This window comes from Shewanella sp. ANA-3, from assembly GCF_000203935.1.
Taxonomy (GTDB): domain Bacteria; phylum Pseudomonadota; class Gammaproteobacteria; order Enterobacterales; family Shewanellaceae; genus Shewanella.
Map to the genome: position 1 here is coordinate 914486 of NC_008577.1, position 17286 is coordinate 931771.

At 46.0% G+C, this 17286-nt stretch carries 14 protein-coding genes; 7 read left to right on the forward strand and 7 right to left on the reverse strand.

Features of this window, described 5'->3' with window-relative positions; translation table 11 throughout:
• The first annotated feature begins 77 nt into the window (after nt 1-77).
• The 3 genes from SHEWANA3_RS04165 (at nt 78) to SHEWANA3_RS04175 (ending at nt 2430) form a co-directional block, all read left to right on the forward strand.
• Entirely contained in the window at nt 78-1016 is a 939-nt protein-coding gene (locus tag SHEWANA3_RS04165; RefSeq protein WP_011715944.1) for an ABC transporter ATP-binding protein, read from the forward strand.
• Nucleotides 1013-1783, forward strand: a complete 771-nt coding sequence (locus SHEWANA3_RS04170) for an ABC transporter permease (RefSeq protein ID WP_011715945.1) — start codon at nt 1013-1015, stop codon at nt 1781-1783. The genes SHEWANA3_RS04165 and SHEWANA3_RS04170 overlap by 4 nt, the downstream gene beginning before the upstream one ends.
• A 143-nt stretch (nt 1784-1926) precedes the next feature.
• The gene (locus tag SHEWANA3_RS04175; protein WP_011715946.1) at nt 1927-2430 is read left to right on the forward strand and encodes a hypothetical protein; all 504 of its coding nucleotides are present in this window, start codon (nt 1927-1929) and stop codon (nt 2428-2430) included.
• Nucleotides 2431-2492: 62 nt separating this feature from the next.
• Here the strand turns inward: SHEWANA3_RS04175 and SHEWANA3_RS04180 are convergent, their stop codons facing one another.
• The 3 genes from SHEWANA3_RS04180 to rluA form a co-directional block, all read right to left on the reverse strand.
• A complete protein-coding gene (locus SHEWANA3_RS04180; protein WP_011715947.1) occupies nt 2493-6674 on the reverse strand; it encodes a rhombosortase-dependent M36 family metallopeptidase in 4182 nt (1393 codons plus the stop codon).
• 208 nt (nt 6675-6882) lie between these two features.
• Nucleotides 6883-7344, reverse strand: a complete 462-nt coding sequence (asnC, locus tag SHEWANA3_RS04185; protein ID WP_011073571.1) for a transcriptional regulator AsnC — start codon at nt 7342-7344, stop codon at nt 6883-6885.
• 95 nt (nt 7345-7439) lie between these two features.
• Nucleotides 7440-8117, reverse strand: coding sequence for a bifunctional tRNA pseudouridine(32) synthase/23S rRNA pseudouridine(746) synthase RluA (rluA, locus tag SHEWANA3_RS04190; RefSeq protein WP_011715948.1), 678 nt, complete (start codon nt 8115-8117; stop codon nt 7440-7442).
• Nucleotides 8118-8304: 187 nt separating this feature from the next.
• Between rluA and SHEWANA3_RS04195 the strand changes: the two genes are divergently transcribed.
• From SHEWANA3_RS04195 to SHEWANA3_RS04205, 3 genes are all read left to right on the forward strand, one after another.
• On the forward strand, nt 8305-10221 hold the full coding sequence (locus tag SHEWANA3_RS04195) for a U32 family peptidase (RefSeq protein ID WP_011715949.1): 1917 nt from the start codon (nt 8305-8307) through the stop codon (nt 10219-10221).
• A 142-nt stretch (nt 10222-10363) separates the two neighbouring features.
• On the forward strand, nt 10364-10738 hold the full coding sequence (locus SHEWANA3_RS04200) for a PH domain-containing protein (protein ID WP_011715950.1): 375 nt from the start codon (nt 10364-10366) through the stop codon (nt 10736-10738).
• 25 nt (nt 10739-10763) lie between these two features.
• Nucleotides 10764-11516 carry a CPBP family intramembrane glutamic endopeptidase gene (locus tag SHEWANA3_RS04205; RefSeq protein WP_011715951.1) on the forward strand — a complete coding sequence of 251 codons (753 nt, stop codon included), beginning with the start codon at nt 10764-10766 and terminating at the stop codon, nt 11514-11516.
• A 6-nt stretch (nt 11517-11522) separates the two neighbouring features.
• Here SHEWANA3_RS04205 and SHEWANA3_RS04210 read toward each other — a convergent pair whose 3' ends face one another.
• Nucleotides 11523-13796, reverse strand: coding sequence for a toxin-antitoxin system YwqK family antitoxin (locus SHEWANA3_RS04210; RefSeq protein WP_011715952.1), 2274 nt, complete (start codon nt 13794-13796; stop codon nt 11523-11525).
• Between the two features lie 145 nt (nt 13797-13941).
• Between SHEWANA3_RS04210 and SHEWANA3_RS04215 the strand changes: the two genes are divergently transcribed.
• Nucleotides 13942-14265 (forward strand): cupin domain-containing protein, encoded by a 324-nt coding sequence (locus SHEWANA3_RS04215; RefSeq protein WP_011715953.1) that lies wholly within the window; start codon nt 13942-13944, stop codon nt 14263-14265.
• Between the two features lie 24 nt (nt 14266-14289).
• Here SHEWANA3_RS04215 and SHEWANA3_RS04220 read toward each other — a convergent pair whose 3' ends face one another.
• The 3 genes from SHEWANA3_RS04220 to SHEWANA3_RS04230 all read right to left on the reverse strand — a co-directional run bounded on the left by SHEWANA3_RS04220 (nt 14290) and on the right by SHEWANA3_RS04230 (nt 17237).
• Nucleotides 14290-15462, reverse strand: a complete 1173-nt coding sequence (locus tag SHEWANA3_RS04220) for an AAA family ATPase (RefSeq protein ID WP_011715954.1) — start codon at nt 15460-15462, stop codon at nt 14290-14292.
• 57 nt (nt 15463-15519) lie between these two features.
• A complete protein-coding gene (locus SHEWANA3_RS04225) occupies nt 15520-16683 on the reverse strand; it encodes a membrane dipeptidase (protein ID WP_011715955.1) in 1164 nt (387 codons plus the stop codon).
• A gap of 110 nt (nt 16684-16793) precedes the next feature.
• The gene (locus tag SHEWANA3_RS04230; protein WP_011715956.1) at nt 16794-17237 is read right to left on the reverse strand and encodes a SufE family protein; all 444 of its coding nucleotides are present in this window, start codon (nt 17235-17237) and stop codon (nt 16794-16796) included.
• Between the last annotated feature and the right edge of the window lie 49 nt (nt 17238-17286).

The following is a 17286-nucleotide window of genomic DNA, read 5'->3' on the forward strand; positions in this document are numbered from 1 at the left end:
ACAGCTTGGCGTATTGCATTTGCTGTTTTCGACACCATCTTATTGTTTTGTTCATTCTTTCAGGATCAGGTAGCACTATGGCCAATCATGCCCATGCTCTCGTACTCGAGGGGCTAAAAAAAACCTACAAAGGCGGCGTTGAGGCGGTAAAGGGGATTAGCCTTACCGTTGAACAGGGAGACTTTTTTGCATTGCTCGGCCCGAATGGCGCGGGTAAGTCGACCACCATTGGGATTATCAGCTCCTTAGTGCAGAAAACCGCTGGCTCTGTGCAGGTGTTTGATTTTGATATCGATAAGCAGCTCGAGGAAGCCAAGCTGTGCATAGGTTTAGTGCCACAGGAATTTAACTTCAACCAATTTGAAACCGTACTGCAAATTGTAGTGAACCAAGCCGGTTACTACGGCGTGCCAAAGCATATTGCCCTTGAGCGTGCTGAAAAATACTTAAGCCAGCTGGATTTGTGGGATAAGCGCAACAGCCAATCTCGCACCTTGTCGGGCGGGATGAAGCGGCGATTAATGATTGCCCGCGCCCTGATGCACGAACCTAAGTTACTGATCTTAGATGAACCAACGGCGGGGGTCGATATTGAGCTACGCCGCTCAATGTGGGAATTCCTCAAGCAAATCAACCAACAGGGCGTGACTATTATTCTGACTACCCACTACCTTGAAGAAGCTGAAATGCTGTGTCGCAATATCGGCATTATCGATAAGGGCGTGCTGGTGGAGTGTACGAGCATGAAGGCCTTGCTGAGTAAACTGAATCTCGAAACCTTTATCCTCGACCTGCGCCGCGACATCGATGTCGCCCCTACATTGAATGGTATGGTGTGCCGTTTAACCGATCCGCATACCTTAGAGGTGGATGTGGCGAAGGACCACAACCTCAATGATGTGTTTACGCAACTAACCGCCGCTAAGGTAGAGGTTTTGTCGATGCGTAACAAATCCAATCGTTTAGAAGAACTCTTCGTCGAGTTAGTAAAGAAAACCCAAGGAGCTAAGGCATGAAACAGCTGTATTTTATCGCCTTTAAAAGCATATTAACTAAGGAAATCAATCGTTTTACCCGGATCTGGATCCAGACCTTAGTCCCGCCAGCAATCACTATGACCTTGTATTTTTTGATTTTTGGTAACTTGGTCGGTAGCCGCATTGGCGATATGGGGGGCGTATCTTATATGGAGTTTATTGCGCCTGGTCTAATCATGATGTCGGTGATTACTAACTCCTATTCGAATGTGGCGAGCTCTTTCTATAGCGCGAAATTTCAACGCAATCTCGAGGAGTTAATGGTCGCGCCTGTACCTCACTATGTGATGATCGCAGGCTATGTGGGTGGCGGTGTCGCACGGGGCTTATGCGTTGGTTTAATCGTCACGCTAGTCGCCATGTTCTTTGTCGATATCAGCTTGCACCATGCAGGCCTTGTGGTCATGACGGTATTTTTAACCTCAGTGCTGTTCTCCTTAGGGGGATTAATTAACGCGGTATTTGCCAAGAGTTTCGATGATATCAGCATCATCCCGACGTTTGTGCTCACGCCCTTAACCTACCTCGGAGGGGTATTCTATTCACTGTCGTTGCTGCCATCCTTCTGGCAAGGCGTTTCTGCACTGAACCCTGTGGTCTATATGATCAACGTCTTTCGTTACGGTTTCTTAGGTTTTGCCGATATCAGCATTCCGCTTTCTATTGGCATTATGGTGGGCTTTTGCGCCGTACTCTGGGGTGTTGCTTATTACCTAATCTCGCGGGGAATAGGGCTGCGTTCGTAAATAACGCTCAAGGTTGCATTTTGGAAGGCATAAATTTTATGCCTTTTCATTTGTGGGTTTCTGTTTGGAGGATTATTTAGCTTCATTTTTGGTGATAACTTGCTAAGGTAAAACTATAAGTTGATTTGTAGTGAAGGATTGGTATGGACAGGACTTTATATATACTGATTGCGAGTTGCTTGTTTGGTTGTTCGAATGCAAAAAATGAAGTTATTGCTAGTGACGCTCTTTCGACTAGCAATGCTCAAGTAACAGCTTTATTTGCCGAAGGAGAACGCAATCCGCAAAGCAACCTATCTTCTACAGCGTCAAAGGGCTTGGCCCAGAAAAGTAAATTATACAGTTATCAATTTAATGAGCGTCAGTTTACTGCTGATACTGCTAGATTAGTTAAAGGAACCGTGGTTTACGATACGCAAATATCGATGTTTGGAAAACTAAGAGGTTCTTTCGTGCTGGTTTCTAAATCCGATTTAGCAACATTATCCTCTGGTTTTAGGATTGAGCGCATTGCAGAAAATACTTATCGATTAACGCCAATCGATAGCTCTTTTTTATTATTAGATATCCTCGAAAAGCTACAGAAATTAGGCCAAGTCGAATTAGAGGTGGATTACACTCCACGAGATAAAAATTTTGAAATGTAGCAGTAATGAATTATTTGAAATAAAAAAGCCGCAAATTGCGGCTTTTTTTATCTGAGTTAGCGTTATTTACGGCGACGTAATGCAGCTAAAGGCAATAAGATAAACGTTAACCAACCTAAACTACCCCCAGAAGATTTAGTAGGCGTAGGAGTTGGTGTAGGAGCAGGTACATCATTTACCTTCACTGATATAGTGCTTACAGCATCATCAGTTCCATCATTCACGGTTAACGTAAATTCAAGAGTCTCATTTGCACTAACTTGCGGGGCTGTGAAGCTTAATGATGCCGTATCTGCCCCAGTCAGGGTGACTGCAGTACCTGAAGTTTGTGCCCAAGAATAGGTGAGTATATCATCAGAATCTGCATCAATCGCAACAGCCGTTATGCTAACATCTTCACCCTCTTTTACTTCAGTTGCACTTGGAGTCAAACTGACAACAGGAATGTTATTATTTTTTACTGTTATCAACACAGTGCTTACAACATCATCTGTTCCATCATTTACAGTTAACGCGAATTCTAAAACTTCATCAGCATCAACATTTGGAGCTGTAAAACTTAACGAAGCAGTATCTTTGCCTGTAAGTGTCGCTGCAGTGCCTGACGTTTGAACCCAAGTATAAGTGAGAGTATCACCTGCATTCGCATCAATAGCAGCAGCAGTGATGCTCACAGCTTCGCCTTCTTTTACCTCTGTTGCGCTGGTGACTAAGCTAACATTGGGTAAACGGTTAACGCATGGATTTACATCACCTGCCGTTTGCTCATGGAAGACACTAGTCACAATATTTGTAAAGGTGACGTTATCAATAATCCAACCAAACTCATTCGAATTGGTATCTGAGACAATACGGAAACGGAAACGAACTTCGTTACCATTTAACTTAGTTCCAAAGTTTACTGTTTCAATATCACCAGGGAAATCCATAAAGCCAGTAAATGCTTGGCGACCAGGTAGCAGATCCGCTAACTCACCAGTATAGCCAGCACCTTCAAAGACACCGCCCATTTGAGTTACATCTGCCCAATCCCCTCCGTTGACGCTAATTTCAACTACACCACCGTCGTAGTTTTCTTCAATTTCAAAATATTGGAACCAGCTGATTTTGAAATCACCACCGTAACCAACAGTTACAGGTTTAGTTTCATAAGCGACATCTGATGCAAAGCCATTATTGGCAATACGTAGATATTGAGTGTCAACAGGGAAGTAATCGGCATATTGGCTTTCAAGTTTCGCAGTGCCCTTGGCCATGTCACCGCCTCCAAGCACATGTTCCTTAAAGTCAACTCGCCCAGCTTGGCTTTCCATATTACTCGTAGACTTATTGCCTTCAGGCGCTTTGTCTTTAAAGTCCATGTTAACGACAGTTGTAAAGCTATATTCGTTTACATCGGTTCCCTCTAAAGTTGGGAACGTCAGTTTTAACTCTACAGTATCGGCTGTTGTAGCTTCGTTAAGAGTCATCTCTATCGGAGTACTAGTAACTTCTGCAAATAAGTCTAGAGCTCCAAAGGTGACTTTACCGTCGTTTGCCAGCGTAATATCTTGGCCGCTGACAACTTCAACTTTTCCTTCTAGCCTTTCAAAAGTTTTACTTCCTCGGTTAGTTATCGTGAAGCTGACAGTCCCCGTTTCGCCTTTATCTAAAATGCCGTCTTTACTGCAATAACCGACAGTTAATCCTTCATAGTCTGCATTGATTTCATGGTTAGTCACATTAAAGGTGGATAATTCAGTTTTATAAGATTCGACCACACCACGGTGTTTGGTGTCATACCGTTCAGGTGAAACGGCTCCAAGGCCCATACCTCTACGAGCAAAGGCTTTTAGGAATAGTTCATAGTCCTTAGGCTCATTTGCATACGCTGCGGCTAACAAGGCATCACGGGCTTCGGTATAAGTTGGTGCAATAGGTGTCATTTTATAGGCTGCAACGAGATAACTCATCATCATGCTGCGCGCTTCTGCAAAGGTATAGCGTTCATCATTGATTAAAGAGACATAACAATCCCATAGCATAGCGGCCCATGGTTCACCTGCATCATGGACTTCCGCATTGCCATACTGGTCAGCACTAGTTCCTTTATTTAACTCGACATTACCGAAAGTGAGAGGATTCACGTCCATATTTGTGCTGTAAGGGTAATTGCGGATGCCAGAATAGAAAGAGGCTACATAAGTAATTGCAGCATAAGGCTTTTGGAATAGCTCGTTACCTGGGATTAATGCATCGTCTGCTTCTGATATCACGAGCAATGCATGGAAGTCCCCCCAACCTTCGCCCATAGAACGGCCTTGTTGGTTGATTAAACCCGAAGAGTTACCCACTAAACGGTTACTGATGTAATGTCCCCATTCATGGGCAACAATAGCATTATCCCAAGAGCTGTCTTTAAACGGCTTTTTGTTGAACATGGTGACACTGACAGGTTTGGCTGCATCGAGCTGGGCATAAATCAACGCACCGTCATTTTTTGATAAGCCGATGCTTGGAATTTTTACCGTATCGTCGCTGCCGCCCATTGGCGCTGGCTCTGTGGTACCCGAGTTGTTAGCTATGAGTACGCCAATTGCTCCTGCAGTTTGGGCGAATTTAGCTTTCACGGTAAAGCCGCAAACACCACGGTCAATAATGGCTATTTTGCCTGCTAAATCTGCTGCATTTGTTGGTGTCGTACATCCATCATTCACAGGGGCTACACCATCAACAAGACGAACCACTTCACCACTGATTTCAAATTGACCTTGACCAAAGCTTGCGCGTTGTGTCGACGGGAGTAGACCAATCGCAGCATCAGAGGTTACGGTTACACCATAGTCTTCACCATTGACTGCATCTTTACTATCCCAAAGATACATTTGCATTCTCGGTGAGCGGCCATCAGCTGGAGTGCTCATGTTTGCATTGTTAAAGCCTGAGTTATCTTGAACTTCAGCTCTAATTGCATCTCCCTCTTCACCGCCACGCCCGTAGTTTTGAGCTTGAGCATTACCAGAGGCTTCATCAAAGCCATGATCATAAAATAAATCATGTAAATAGTTGTTCATATAGAACAGGTTAACAATAGATGCTTTGCGGTTGTTAACAGAGCTTTCGACTTGATTTGTATTATATTGATAGTCAAAAGTTTTATCGCTAGTGATTTCTGCTGTGAAGTCACCATTGGTAAAGCCATCTGGGGCTAGAGCGTCTACATAGGCAAAGACGTTATTACCCGATGTTGTGGTGGCATCTTCCGCTAACCATGGATCCATTGTACTGATGGGGCCAGTGGTGATAGTAACCATTGGAGCATCTAAATACTCAGTTGCGTCGACTTGGTCTTCACTCATAGCTGGAATAACATTGCCATGTGGACCATCCCAAGGCACACCTTGCTCATCAGCATATATACGATAATTAAACGCGGCTTCTTGTGCTGTCAGGTTATGTTTAAAAAGGACTTTATTATCTAAGTCGCTAATAACAAATGAATAAAATTCAGAGTCAACACTGTCGTTATCTGCGACCTCAATCTCCACGTAATGAGCAGGTACGAGCGAACCTTTCAATTCAAAAAATACGGGTTTAGAACGTGGTTCACCTTTAAGTATTTTCGAATTACCAGAAGCTGTTACGTTAAAAGATTGAAATTTACCTGACGTTGTCGATGCGCTGATATTGGCATCGGAAACACCCATTGCCTTTGAAGCCGCTTTCACCGCATTTAAAGGATCATTAAAAGTCGTTTTAATCCCTTTGAGCTCAGTTGTGTTAGCTGTACTTGAGGGTAATAAGCTTCCAGAAGTTGCCACGAGTTCAAAATTACTATTCATCAACACATTGAAATTACGGTTGAAAACCTCAACGCCTTGATATTCTTGCTGGTATTTAGCAATTTTTGCCCCACGGCCTGTATCGTGCAAGTTGGTTAGCACTGGTTTCAAACTAGCATTTTTGCTAGTTGATAGACCCGTTACTTGGTTCAGATAGTAATCGGCTGCAAAGGCAAGTTTATATTGTGAATCAAGGGCCCCCATATCGGGAGTTCTTTGATCTGATTTTGCCCATTGAAAAGTGGCTTCTCCAGTTTCTTGATCATATTGATCTTTCATACCACTGACTGAAGTTACGCTCTGGCTATGCTGATTTTTGGCTAAGTTATTACTGATTTGATGTATACGCAGAGTATTATTGTCTGCAACAGCAGCACTTGATAGTAGTGCCGCGGAGATAGCGATAGATAGTTTTGTCTTCACAACTTCATTCCTTGTCAATTAATGCTTGTAGTGCAAAATCAATCGCACTTGTAGCTAAATTGTTATAATTATGCTGCGCATTTTGTGGCTAGCAATGGAGTTGTAACACAAAAATATCGTACGGTTAACACTTTTGAAGTAAAAAAGACTTAAGTCATACTTTTGCAATATATCGTTCTGTTTGTTGGGCTTTATATTCGTGGGTTGATTAAGGCTTTACTGCCCGTGTAATCGGGTTTTGCAGGCTGATCAGGGTTTCAGTCGATTGAATTTCGTCGATTGATTGGATGCGGTTAATCAGCACATGTTGCAGGCCATCGATGGATTGGCACATGACTTTGACAAAAATGCTGTAGTTGCCAGTGGTATAGTAGGCTTCAACCACTTCTTCTAGGGCGTTTAGCTTGGCGATGGCGGCGGGGTAGTCGCCAGCACTTTTGAGATTAATTCCAATAAAACAGCAGACATCGTAACCCAGTGCCTTGGGATTGATGGTGATCTGGGCACCCGTGATAATCCCCGCTTGTTTCATTTTCTCGACACGCACATGAATGGTACCCGCACTCACGCCGAAACGTTTGGCAAGTTCGGCAAAAGGTGTGCGCGCGTCTTGCATTAAGGCTTCGAGGATATGGTTATCAAGCTGATCGCGCTGAAATGCGGTTTCCATAAATAAACTCTCTATAACATAATGAATTGTCATAAAGTTACGTTCTTTTATGGTGAATGGCTACTGCTTTTAGGTGTTTTTATTGTTTTTAGTGATCATTGCTCACCTTCTGGCTCACAAAAGGAAGCATTGGCACTGAACGTCATGCTCTCACCCGTGTACGGGTGTTTGATGGTGAGCTCTGCGGCGTGGAGTAATAATCGCGGTGCTAAGGATTTTGCTAAAGGATCGGCATAAAAGCCGTCGCCGAGGATCGGATGCCCCAGCGCCATCATATGTACCCTGAGTTGGTGTGAGCGCCCTGTAATAGGCTTAAGCTTTACCAGCGTCGAGCGTTTGGCACGGCTTAGCACTTCAAAGTGGGTTAATGAGGGTTTACCTATTTCGTGGTCAACCTTCTGTTTTGGGCGATTGGGCCAGTCGCAGATCAGCGGATAATCCACGCTACCCGTTGTATTTTTAACGTGTCCAGCAACTCTGGCGAGATAGGTTTTGCTGGTTTCTCTATCATGAAACTGGCGTTTTAATTCGCGTTCGGCGCTACGAATGAGCGCAACCACTATTACACCTGAGGTCGCCATATCAAGGCGATGGACGATTTGGCAATGCGGATGCTCAGCTTTTACTCGGGCGTACACACTGTCGTAATGGGCGGGATCGCGACCAGGCACTGATAACAACCCCGAAGGCTTGTTGACGACGATAATGTCTTTATCTTGGTAAAGCACATCGAGCCAGGGAGTTGTTGGTGGTTGGTAAATAAAATCAGTCATAATCGCGCCTATTCAATAATGCGCGGCAAAGATACTCCGCTAGGCTCTGGGGTGCAAGTTTGTTGTCTCTCCTCCTGAGCTCGCCTCGCTTTAATCCAGCGAAAAATGATTTGCAGATAGAGCTGGATTTGAGTTTTTGTTATACTCGTCACCTTTTTCGTTATTGTTCATTTTGAGCCTGTGAAGTATGAGCCAGCCAGAGATTTACACCCCTGAGACACTTTCTCACGTTAATAACCGTCTAGAGTTATTGGCGCCAGCAAAAAATGCCGATTATGGTATTGAAGCCATTCGCCATGGTGCCGATGCGGTTTATATCGGTGGTCCAGCATTTGGGGCGCGTGCAACGGCGGGTAACAGTGTGGAAGATATCGCTCGCCTATGTGCTTTTGCACATAAGTATCATGCTCAAGTGTTTGTCGCCCTCAATACGATTCTGATGGACGATGAGCTCGAGACGGCTGAAAAACTGATTTGGGATGTGTATAACGCGGGCGCCGATGCACTGATTGTGCAGGACATGGGCGTATTGCAACTTAATCTGCCGCCGATTGCGCTGCATGCTAGTACGCAAATGGACAACCGTAATCCCGAAAAAGTTGCCTTCTTAGAGCAAGTGGGATTCTCGCAGGTGGTATTGGCGCGCGAGCTGGGCTTAAGCCAAATCCGTGAGGTTGCGGCTCATACCAATATGCAGATTGAGTTCTTTATCCACGGCGCCCTGTGTGTGGCCTACAGTGGATTATGTAACTTAAGCCATGCCTTTAGTAATCGCAGTGCTAACCGCGGTGAATGTTCGCAAATGTGTCGTTTGCCGGGCAATCTAAAGACTCGCCAAGGGGATGTGTTAGCACAAAACGAACACTTACTCTCATTAAAAGATAATAATCAAACCGATAACCTCGAAGCCCTGATAGATGCTGGCGTGCGTTCGTTCAAAATCGAGGGGCGTTTAAAAGATTTAAGTTATGTAAAAAACGTGACTGCTCATTATCGCCAAAAACTCGATGCCATTATGGCGCGTCGCCCTGAGTTTGTGGCTTCATCCCATGGCCGTACTGAGCATACTTTTACCCCAGATCCCGAAAAAACCTTTAATCGTGGCAGCACCGACTATTTTGTCCATGAGCGTAGCCAAGGGATTAAAGATTTTCGCTCGCCCAAATATATTGGCCAAGATGTGGGTAAAGTGGTCGCTCTTGGTAAGGATTTTATTCAAGTCAGTTCAACCCACGAATTTAATAACGGTGATGGGTTGGCTTACTTTCCACCCAATTATGCGATGGCAAAGCAGTCCGACGACAAGTTGCAAGGTTTACGGGTAAACCGCGCCGAAGGCCATAAGCTGCATGTGTTACAAGTTCCACGGGATTTACGTGTTGGTATGACTTTATACCGTAACCATAATCAGGCATTTGAAGCCTTGTTAGCGAAAGAGTCGGCCAAGCGAATTATCGGTGTAGATATGCGTTTAACCGATACCGCTATGGGCGTAGCGCTGACTTTAACCGATATCTACGGCCTCAGTGCTACGGTTGAGTTGGAAGTCGAAAAGACACCCGCCACCGACGCTGAAAAAACCTTGCAGACGATTCGTACACAATTATCGAAGCTTGGCAGTACCGATTTTACGGCGCGCCAGATCAGTATCGAAACCGCTCAGCCTTGGTTCCTGCCTGCTTCAACCCTTAACGGCCTGCGCCGTGATGCGGTAGCGGCATTAGAACTTGCCCGTGTTGAAGGTTACCAGCGCCCAAAACCTTGGAAATATAACCAAGATGCTGTGTATCCATTCAAACACTTAAGTTACTTAGGTAACGTGGCAAACGAAAAGGCGAAGGATTTTTATCAACGCCATGGCGTGATTGAAATTCAAGATACCTACGAGAAAAACGGCGTGACTGAAGACGTGCCTTTGATGGTGACTAAGCACTGCCTGAGATTTAACTTTAATCTTTGTCCTAAGGAAGTGCCGGGAATAAAGGCCGATCCTATGGTGCTCGAAATCGGTAACGATGTACTTAAGTTAGTATTTGATTGTCCTAAGTGCGAGATGCTGGTTGTCGGTGAAAACCGTCAGGTTCGCGGCCAAAAAGCGCTTTAATTAACGCCTTCATAGTAAGGGAGCATTGAGCATTAAATGCTCCCTTTTTTATTGTTTTTCAGCTGCTCAGCTTTCTCATTGTTGCCTATGGGTTACTGAAAGGATACTTTATTGAAAAATTTTAATAATAAAGGATGTCAGCATGGGACTATTAGATGGGTTGCTCGGAAATGCTTCTGAGGTGAATTTACAGGAGCTGGCCGAAGAGCTGCGCCCAATCATGGGGATTCAGGAAGAATTAAAGCTGGCCTATAAAGTGGTCCGTGATCTGTTTGTATTTACCAATAAGCGCTTGATCTTAATTGATAAGCAAGGGCTCACGGGCCAAAAAACCAGCTATCACTCCGTGCCCTATAAATCCATTACTCATTTTGAAGTGGAAACCACTGGTCATTTCGATATGGATGCCGAGCTTAGGATCTGGATCTCTGGCCAAAGTGATCCTCTGGTTAAAGAACTCAAACGCGGTACCGATGTCGTTGGGATCCAAAAGACCATAGCGACGTTCGCGCTTTAACAACTAAGGGGTTTGGAGAAGATACATGGATGTAAAAACATGGCGTTTTAATAAGCTATTATTTAGCTTTGGTTTTTTAGGGATAATATCAATTATCCCTTTTATTTCGAAACTACTCGAAACACATTCTATTCAGTTAGCAATTCCCGTTTTTCTATTGGTTTTACTAACGGTTATACAGTCATCGTTGATGTTAGTACTGATGATGTTTATCGGTTCTATATTCTCATCCAAAGTTGGCTTGCATGCCCCCGTTATTGCTGCTTATGCAGAGGGACAGAAGCCCTACAGTATTCTGAAGTCGCAGGTGATTCCAGCCGTGATAGGCGGAGTATTAGGGGGACTGTTTGTTTTGGGGTTTATGGTTGTTTTGGTTGGCTATCTACCTGAAGATTTTATTCGTGCAGGAGAGAAGTTCACCCCTCCTTGGTATTCGAAAGTTATCTATGGCGGGATAACTGAAGAGATATTAATTCGATGGGGATTAATGTCGTTCCTCACTTGGTGTTGCTATCGATTAACCCAAGCAAAAAACTCTGTGATTCAATCTCATAATTATCTATTCGCGATAGTGTTATCTGCTTTTCTGTTCGGAGTTGGTCACTTACCTGTTGCCTTTGCGCTTAGTTCTGAGGTTAATTTAGCCTTAGTTGTGTATATTATTTTTGGTAATGCTGGCTTTGGCTTGATCGCTGGCTACTTGTATTGGAAGCGAGGTTTAGAGTGCGCAATTGGTGCCCATATGATTGCACATCTAGTCATCCTTAGTTTTCTGTAAAACTAGTTAATTTAAACGAATGGTATTTGACCTTGTTGTCTGTTCTATCGGTTCACCACTCATAGTATAGGTTTCGGATAATTCGAGCTGGCCTTGTTTATCGTACTGATTGTGGATCCCCACCCAAAAGTGTTCTTGCCCCTGAAAAAGTAAGTTGCCTTCTTCGGCGATTTGACGATTCGGATGATAGCGTTTCATGGCATAGAGTTGGCTATCTGGGTCAAATTTTAAATGGTAGCTGAGGATAGGCGCCGAGGTTTGAGGCTCCTTCGCATCATTGGCCCGAGCCATTGCTTCGACAATGTTGCTGTCATCGCCGCAGGTTTCCGTTGCTACCGTCTGTTCCTGCTCGGTAGCATCAAAATAGTGGCGGGTTTCATTGAGCTTGCCATCGTCGCTGAGCCAGGCTTCGCGTTGTAACTGGCCTTGAGCTGTAAAAAGTTGCCAGTGGCCGACATCCTGATAATCGTTTTCTATCACTTTTACAAAGCCTGACTCGAGCAATTCGCCTTGTTTTGAAAAGGCTTTTGAGCTGAATAGGTTCTCGTCTAGGCGAGTGAGCAGCCAACGGATAGCCCCATCCTCATAGTATTCGATGCGAGTGTCAGGGTGACCCGTTTGATAATATTCCCGTTGATTATCCTCAAGATGGTAGCCGCAACGGGTGTTGGAGTGGCTCTCAAAGGATTCGAGAACACCTTGTTTGTTATAGGAGGAGCGTTCCTTAAGGTAACCTTGGCCATCGCGGACAACATATTCAGCAATCGTCTTGATGGTACCGTCTTCATAAAACCAGCGGGCCGTGCCATCGCGATTGCCTTGAGTGTGGGGCAAATACATTTGAATTTGCTGGTTTTCATAGTATTCGATAAAGGGCGCGATGGAGAGGTTACGCTGATATTGGCCCTCGGCTGACAATACGCCGCTTTCGTAATAACTGCGGAAAAGGCCTTCTCTTAAGCCCTTTTCAAGGTAGATCTCAAGGGAGAGTTGACCATTTTCATGGTACCAAGTAGCAAGACCCTGCTCATGGCCATTTTCAAAGGGGATGCATTGTTCAAGCTGTCCGTTCGAATACCATTTCTCGCTGTTACCATGGGCAACGCCATCAACAAAATTGAGTTGATTTGCCAGCAAGCCATTGGGGTGCCATTCCTGACGTAAACCGCAATTTAACCCCTGTGGATTGAGGCGTTCTCGCCAGGCGAGTTGGCCATCTTCGTAATAGGTTTCGAGGCTTTTGCCCGCTGCATCGAGATGGACTTCTTGTTTAAGATTGCCGTTGGTATGGTACCAAAGCTCTTTAACCAATTCCCCCATGTCATAGCTTAATTTGGCCTGCAGCGTGCCATCTTCATAGTAGATATGCTCGGTTCCATGGATTTTTCCCGCCTGCATGGGGCGTATCAGCCACAGGGCGCCTGATTCATAATAGCGAGTTAACTGATTGATATAATTATCTTCACTATCCTTTTCGGCGGTTTCTTTTATCTGACCATTGCTATAGTAGCGGGTTAGTAACATTCCTTCGGCGTGGCGCTCCTCGACTTGATTGATTTTGCCCTCATTGTCATACCAAGTCTGGCGCCCGAGCTGCTGTTCCTCAATAAAATGTCCTTCGAACTGCAATACACCTAAGGCATTGAATTGGCGAGTGATGCCGTTGCGCTCACCAAAGTAATTACAATCGACTGCCTGAGTGAGGTTGGGGGATTGGGTGACAATTCTGAGTAGATTCTGACCTTGCTCGGTCTCAATCTGGTGGAATGTCCGTTGCAGTTTGCCAGTGAGACTGCCGAAGTCCTGCATATCGCCTTGTACTCTGTACCCTGCATCGATATAAAAACGGCAGATCACTAATTCCTGCGGGTTTACCAGTGCCACTTGCCAACGGGCTTGGTTCGCATCAGCATCAGCATCAGCATCTTGCTCTAGGCTACAGGTCTTATCCTGACCGAGATAAAAATCTTGCACTGGGCCGTGTATCTCTATGCGGTCAAATTGGTTCTCGTGGAAGGTGCAGGATTCATGCTCTCGTTCCCAACCGAGCAGCTCGATCGTTTGCGGGCTGTCGAAGTAGTGGCGGGTAAACTCTTCGTGGGTGTCTGAATGAGTGGCTTGCGCCGGAGTCGCTTGAATGGCAAGACTAAAATAAGGTTTGAACGTACTGGATGGGAGTGGAGCGGGATTGGGAGAGGTTTGAAGAGGTATGTCTTGGTGGGCGCAGCTATTCTTTTTTGCATTAAATAACTTAGCTTTAAATGCGCGAAACAACGACATAGGTCAACTTCTCCATATCCATATGATACAACGATCTTTTTTGTCATCTCATAAGGCTCTTAGCCCTAAGAGCGCCTATGATAACGGTTTATACTTTGGTTTCTCAATAGATTATCTTGCTCTCGAGCCATGATAAGGATTCAAGATGCTACAAAATTTTTATCAGTCACTCCCCGATGATTTATCACTAGAAGTGTTCGAAACCCTTGCTTGCAATGGCAAGGTGAAGATTGAACGCATTATCTCGCAAGGTCATTCGACGCCGTCGGGGGAGTGGTACGATCAATCTCAATATGAGTGGGTCATGTTGCTCAAAGGAGAGGCGCAGCTCGAATTCGAAGATGCTCAGTTAGTTACCCTAAAACCAGGGGATTACCTCACCCTAGCGCCGCATCAAAAGCACAGAGTTGCGTCGACCAGTTCAGAGGATGAAACCCTATGGCTGGCCGTGTTTTACGATGCCGAATGATGCAGAGACGTTATATCTTAGCGGCTATTTGAGTTGCCATTGCCAGCTCGGCGTATTGAGTAAATCCTGCCCCACAATTTGGGTTTGCCCTAGATTTTTATCGAGTGCCAAGGTATTGCAATGCTCAAACTGACTCAAGGCATTAATCAAGCGGTTAGCGTGGGACACGACCCAAAGCTGACACCCCTCGGAAGCCTTGGCGATAAGCCGAGCCAAAGCGGGCAATAGATCGGGGTGCAGGCTGGTTTCGGGTTCGTTTAATACCATTAGCTCGGGTGGTCTTGGGGTAAGTAATGCGGCGATAAGCAGTAAATACCTCAGGGTACCGTCTGAGAGTTCACTGGCATGTAGTGGCCTTAACAAGCCCTGCTGGTGGAATTCGAGTTGGAGTATCCCGCCCGCTTGGGGCGTGATACGCACCTTGGCCCCCGGAAAAGCATCGGTTACCGCATGATCGAATGCCGCTTTATCGCCAATCTCAAAAATAGTTTGTATGGCAGAGGGGAGATCTCGACCGTCATGGTGCAATACGGGAGTGGCTGTCCCGAGCTGCGGACGACGCGCAGCGGCCTCTGCATCGGTTCGAAAATGATCGTAAAAGCGCCAGGCGCGAATGCTGTCCCTTAGCGTTAACACTTCAGGGCTACGCTCCGGATCGGCAAGTTCGGTAAAAATACTGTCACCACTTTGCAGATGAGCGCTCAAGGTGAGCCAACCTTGTCCCTCGGGGCTGCGACTCTTCACCATAGGACCGCGGCGCTCCACTAACACGCTGGCGGAGCGATATTTGGGGCCATTCCAAATCGCCTCGCGTTTGATTTGCGGATCTAAGCCAAATAGGGTGGTGGAGTCCGGTTTGGGGAGACCAAGTTCAATCAGATAACTAAAATCTTCGCCAGCGAACCCAAGTTTTAGACGTTTGGGCGTTTGCCTGACCGTCGCTTCAATTGGCGTATCTCCTGCTAACATGCCCTTGGTGAGATTCTCTGGTCCCGCCCAAAAACAGGAGTCTAAGCCGCCTTCCTGCGCTAACGCATTAACAACGCCACCCTGCGCCGTTTGAGCTAATAGCCGTAAGGCTTTGTATAAATTGGATTTGCCACTGCCGTTAGCGCCAGTCACTAGGTTTAGGCGTCCAAGGGGTAAGACTATCTCCCTCAAGGTACGATAGTTAGAGATGGCTAGGGTGGTCAGCATGACGGTCCATTTACTCGAGTGATTATTCGCAATTCAACCATGACGTTGTTAGTGCGCTTAGATGAGTACCTGATTGAGCACTCTTTGCCAGTTTCCGCCCATAAAGCGGTCGCGATCGGTCGACTTAAAGCGGGCCTTAGCTAACGCATCGTCGATACGGCTCATACGCTCGATATGGTTTAGCTCGGGAATGACCACATGTCTTGGCTCCGCATCAAAACCTAACACTTTTTTAGCCCTTAGGCTGTACCACCATTCCTGATATTCCTTCACGCCCTGGGCATTGTCGTTATTCAGGGCTAACAGATTTTCTTGGCCTCTGAGTGGATAATCATTGGCGATGGCGACACAACCGACCCCGCCGATACGGGCTACATATTCTAACTGGCGGATATAGTCATCAACGGTCGGGACGGCATTATTGGTGAGCCAAAAGCTCATCATAAAGACCCCGAATACGCCGCCTGAGTTGGCAATGGCGCGGATCACCTCATCGGGGCTACAACGGGCATGTTTGACAATACCACGCGCCGCGCCATGGCTTTGGACTATGGGCGCGCGGCTGAGTTTGGCAACATCTAATGCGGTTTGGGCACTTGAGTGGCTGACATCGACTAAGATATTGGCATGATTGAGTTTTTCAATCAGAGCACGGCCATGGGCGGTAAGAGGTTTATTGAGCCCGCCATTGGCATCGTTATCGAGGGCGCCGCCCGCAAAGGTATTGCCGTAATGGTGGGTGAGCTGCAGTGCTCGCAGACCTTGGCGGTGAAACTCATCGACGCGGGCCCATTGATTGGCCTCGCTGTCTTCTTCAACGCAATCCGCACCTTGGATTTGGAAGAAAACCGCAGTGCGATTGCTCTCCCTCGCCAATTGGATATCGCGTCCGGTTAAGCCTTGCAGGAGAATATCAGGATGTTCGCTGACACGTTTCGCGGCTTGCTGGATGCTTTCCATACAGGCTTTGTAAGTGCGTTTGTAGTTTAAGGTGCCGTCGGCTTGTTCAATGGTTTCGATGGCAGAGATATCACATAGAAAGGCATCGAGCCCAGATGCGGGGACATCGGCTAAATCATCGGGCAAAAAGGATAAACCATCGATATATAAGCGCCGAGAGCGCGGCGCAGCAAGGCTGGAGAAACTGGCAAAGGGACAAAGTAGCGTGGCGGCGCCAATCCCTTTTAACAGCGTTCGACGATCTTGATTAACAGCCTTCATGGGCGTGCGCTCTCCTTCAGATGAAGCTAATTTTTACTTCTTTATACCCTGTTAAGGCGTAGAAGTCTTTGATTAAATCCCTCTTTTACCGATTTAACCCGCAGATTGATTTAGGGTTTTACCGCATCAATCATTGCCTTGGCTAAGGCATGTAAGCCATTGGTGCGCGAGGGACTTAATTGGCCCTCAAGCCCTAATTGTTTGAAATAGGTGGAAGGGTCGAAGGCGAGTATCTCGTCGCTCTGTTTGCCGTGACAGGCGCTCAGCAGTAAACCGATTAACCCCTTCACTATGCGTGCATCGCTATCGGCTAGAAAATAATGCTTAGCGTCTCGCTCAATATGGTACAGCCAGGCATCGCTCTCGCAGCCTTTGACTTGGGCGGCCTCAAGGCGAAATTCATCCGCTAAACTCGGTAAGGTTTTACCTAATAACATGATTTGGCGATATCTTTCCTGCCAGTTTGGCGCTTGCTCAAAACGGGCTAACAGGCTTGATGAATCCTCAACGGAGTAATCAAACTCGGTGGCAGCGGGCATGATTGGCAATGTCATGGGGAAAATGTCCTCTTCTTAAGCATGTTGCCTGATGGCGCAATGATAT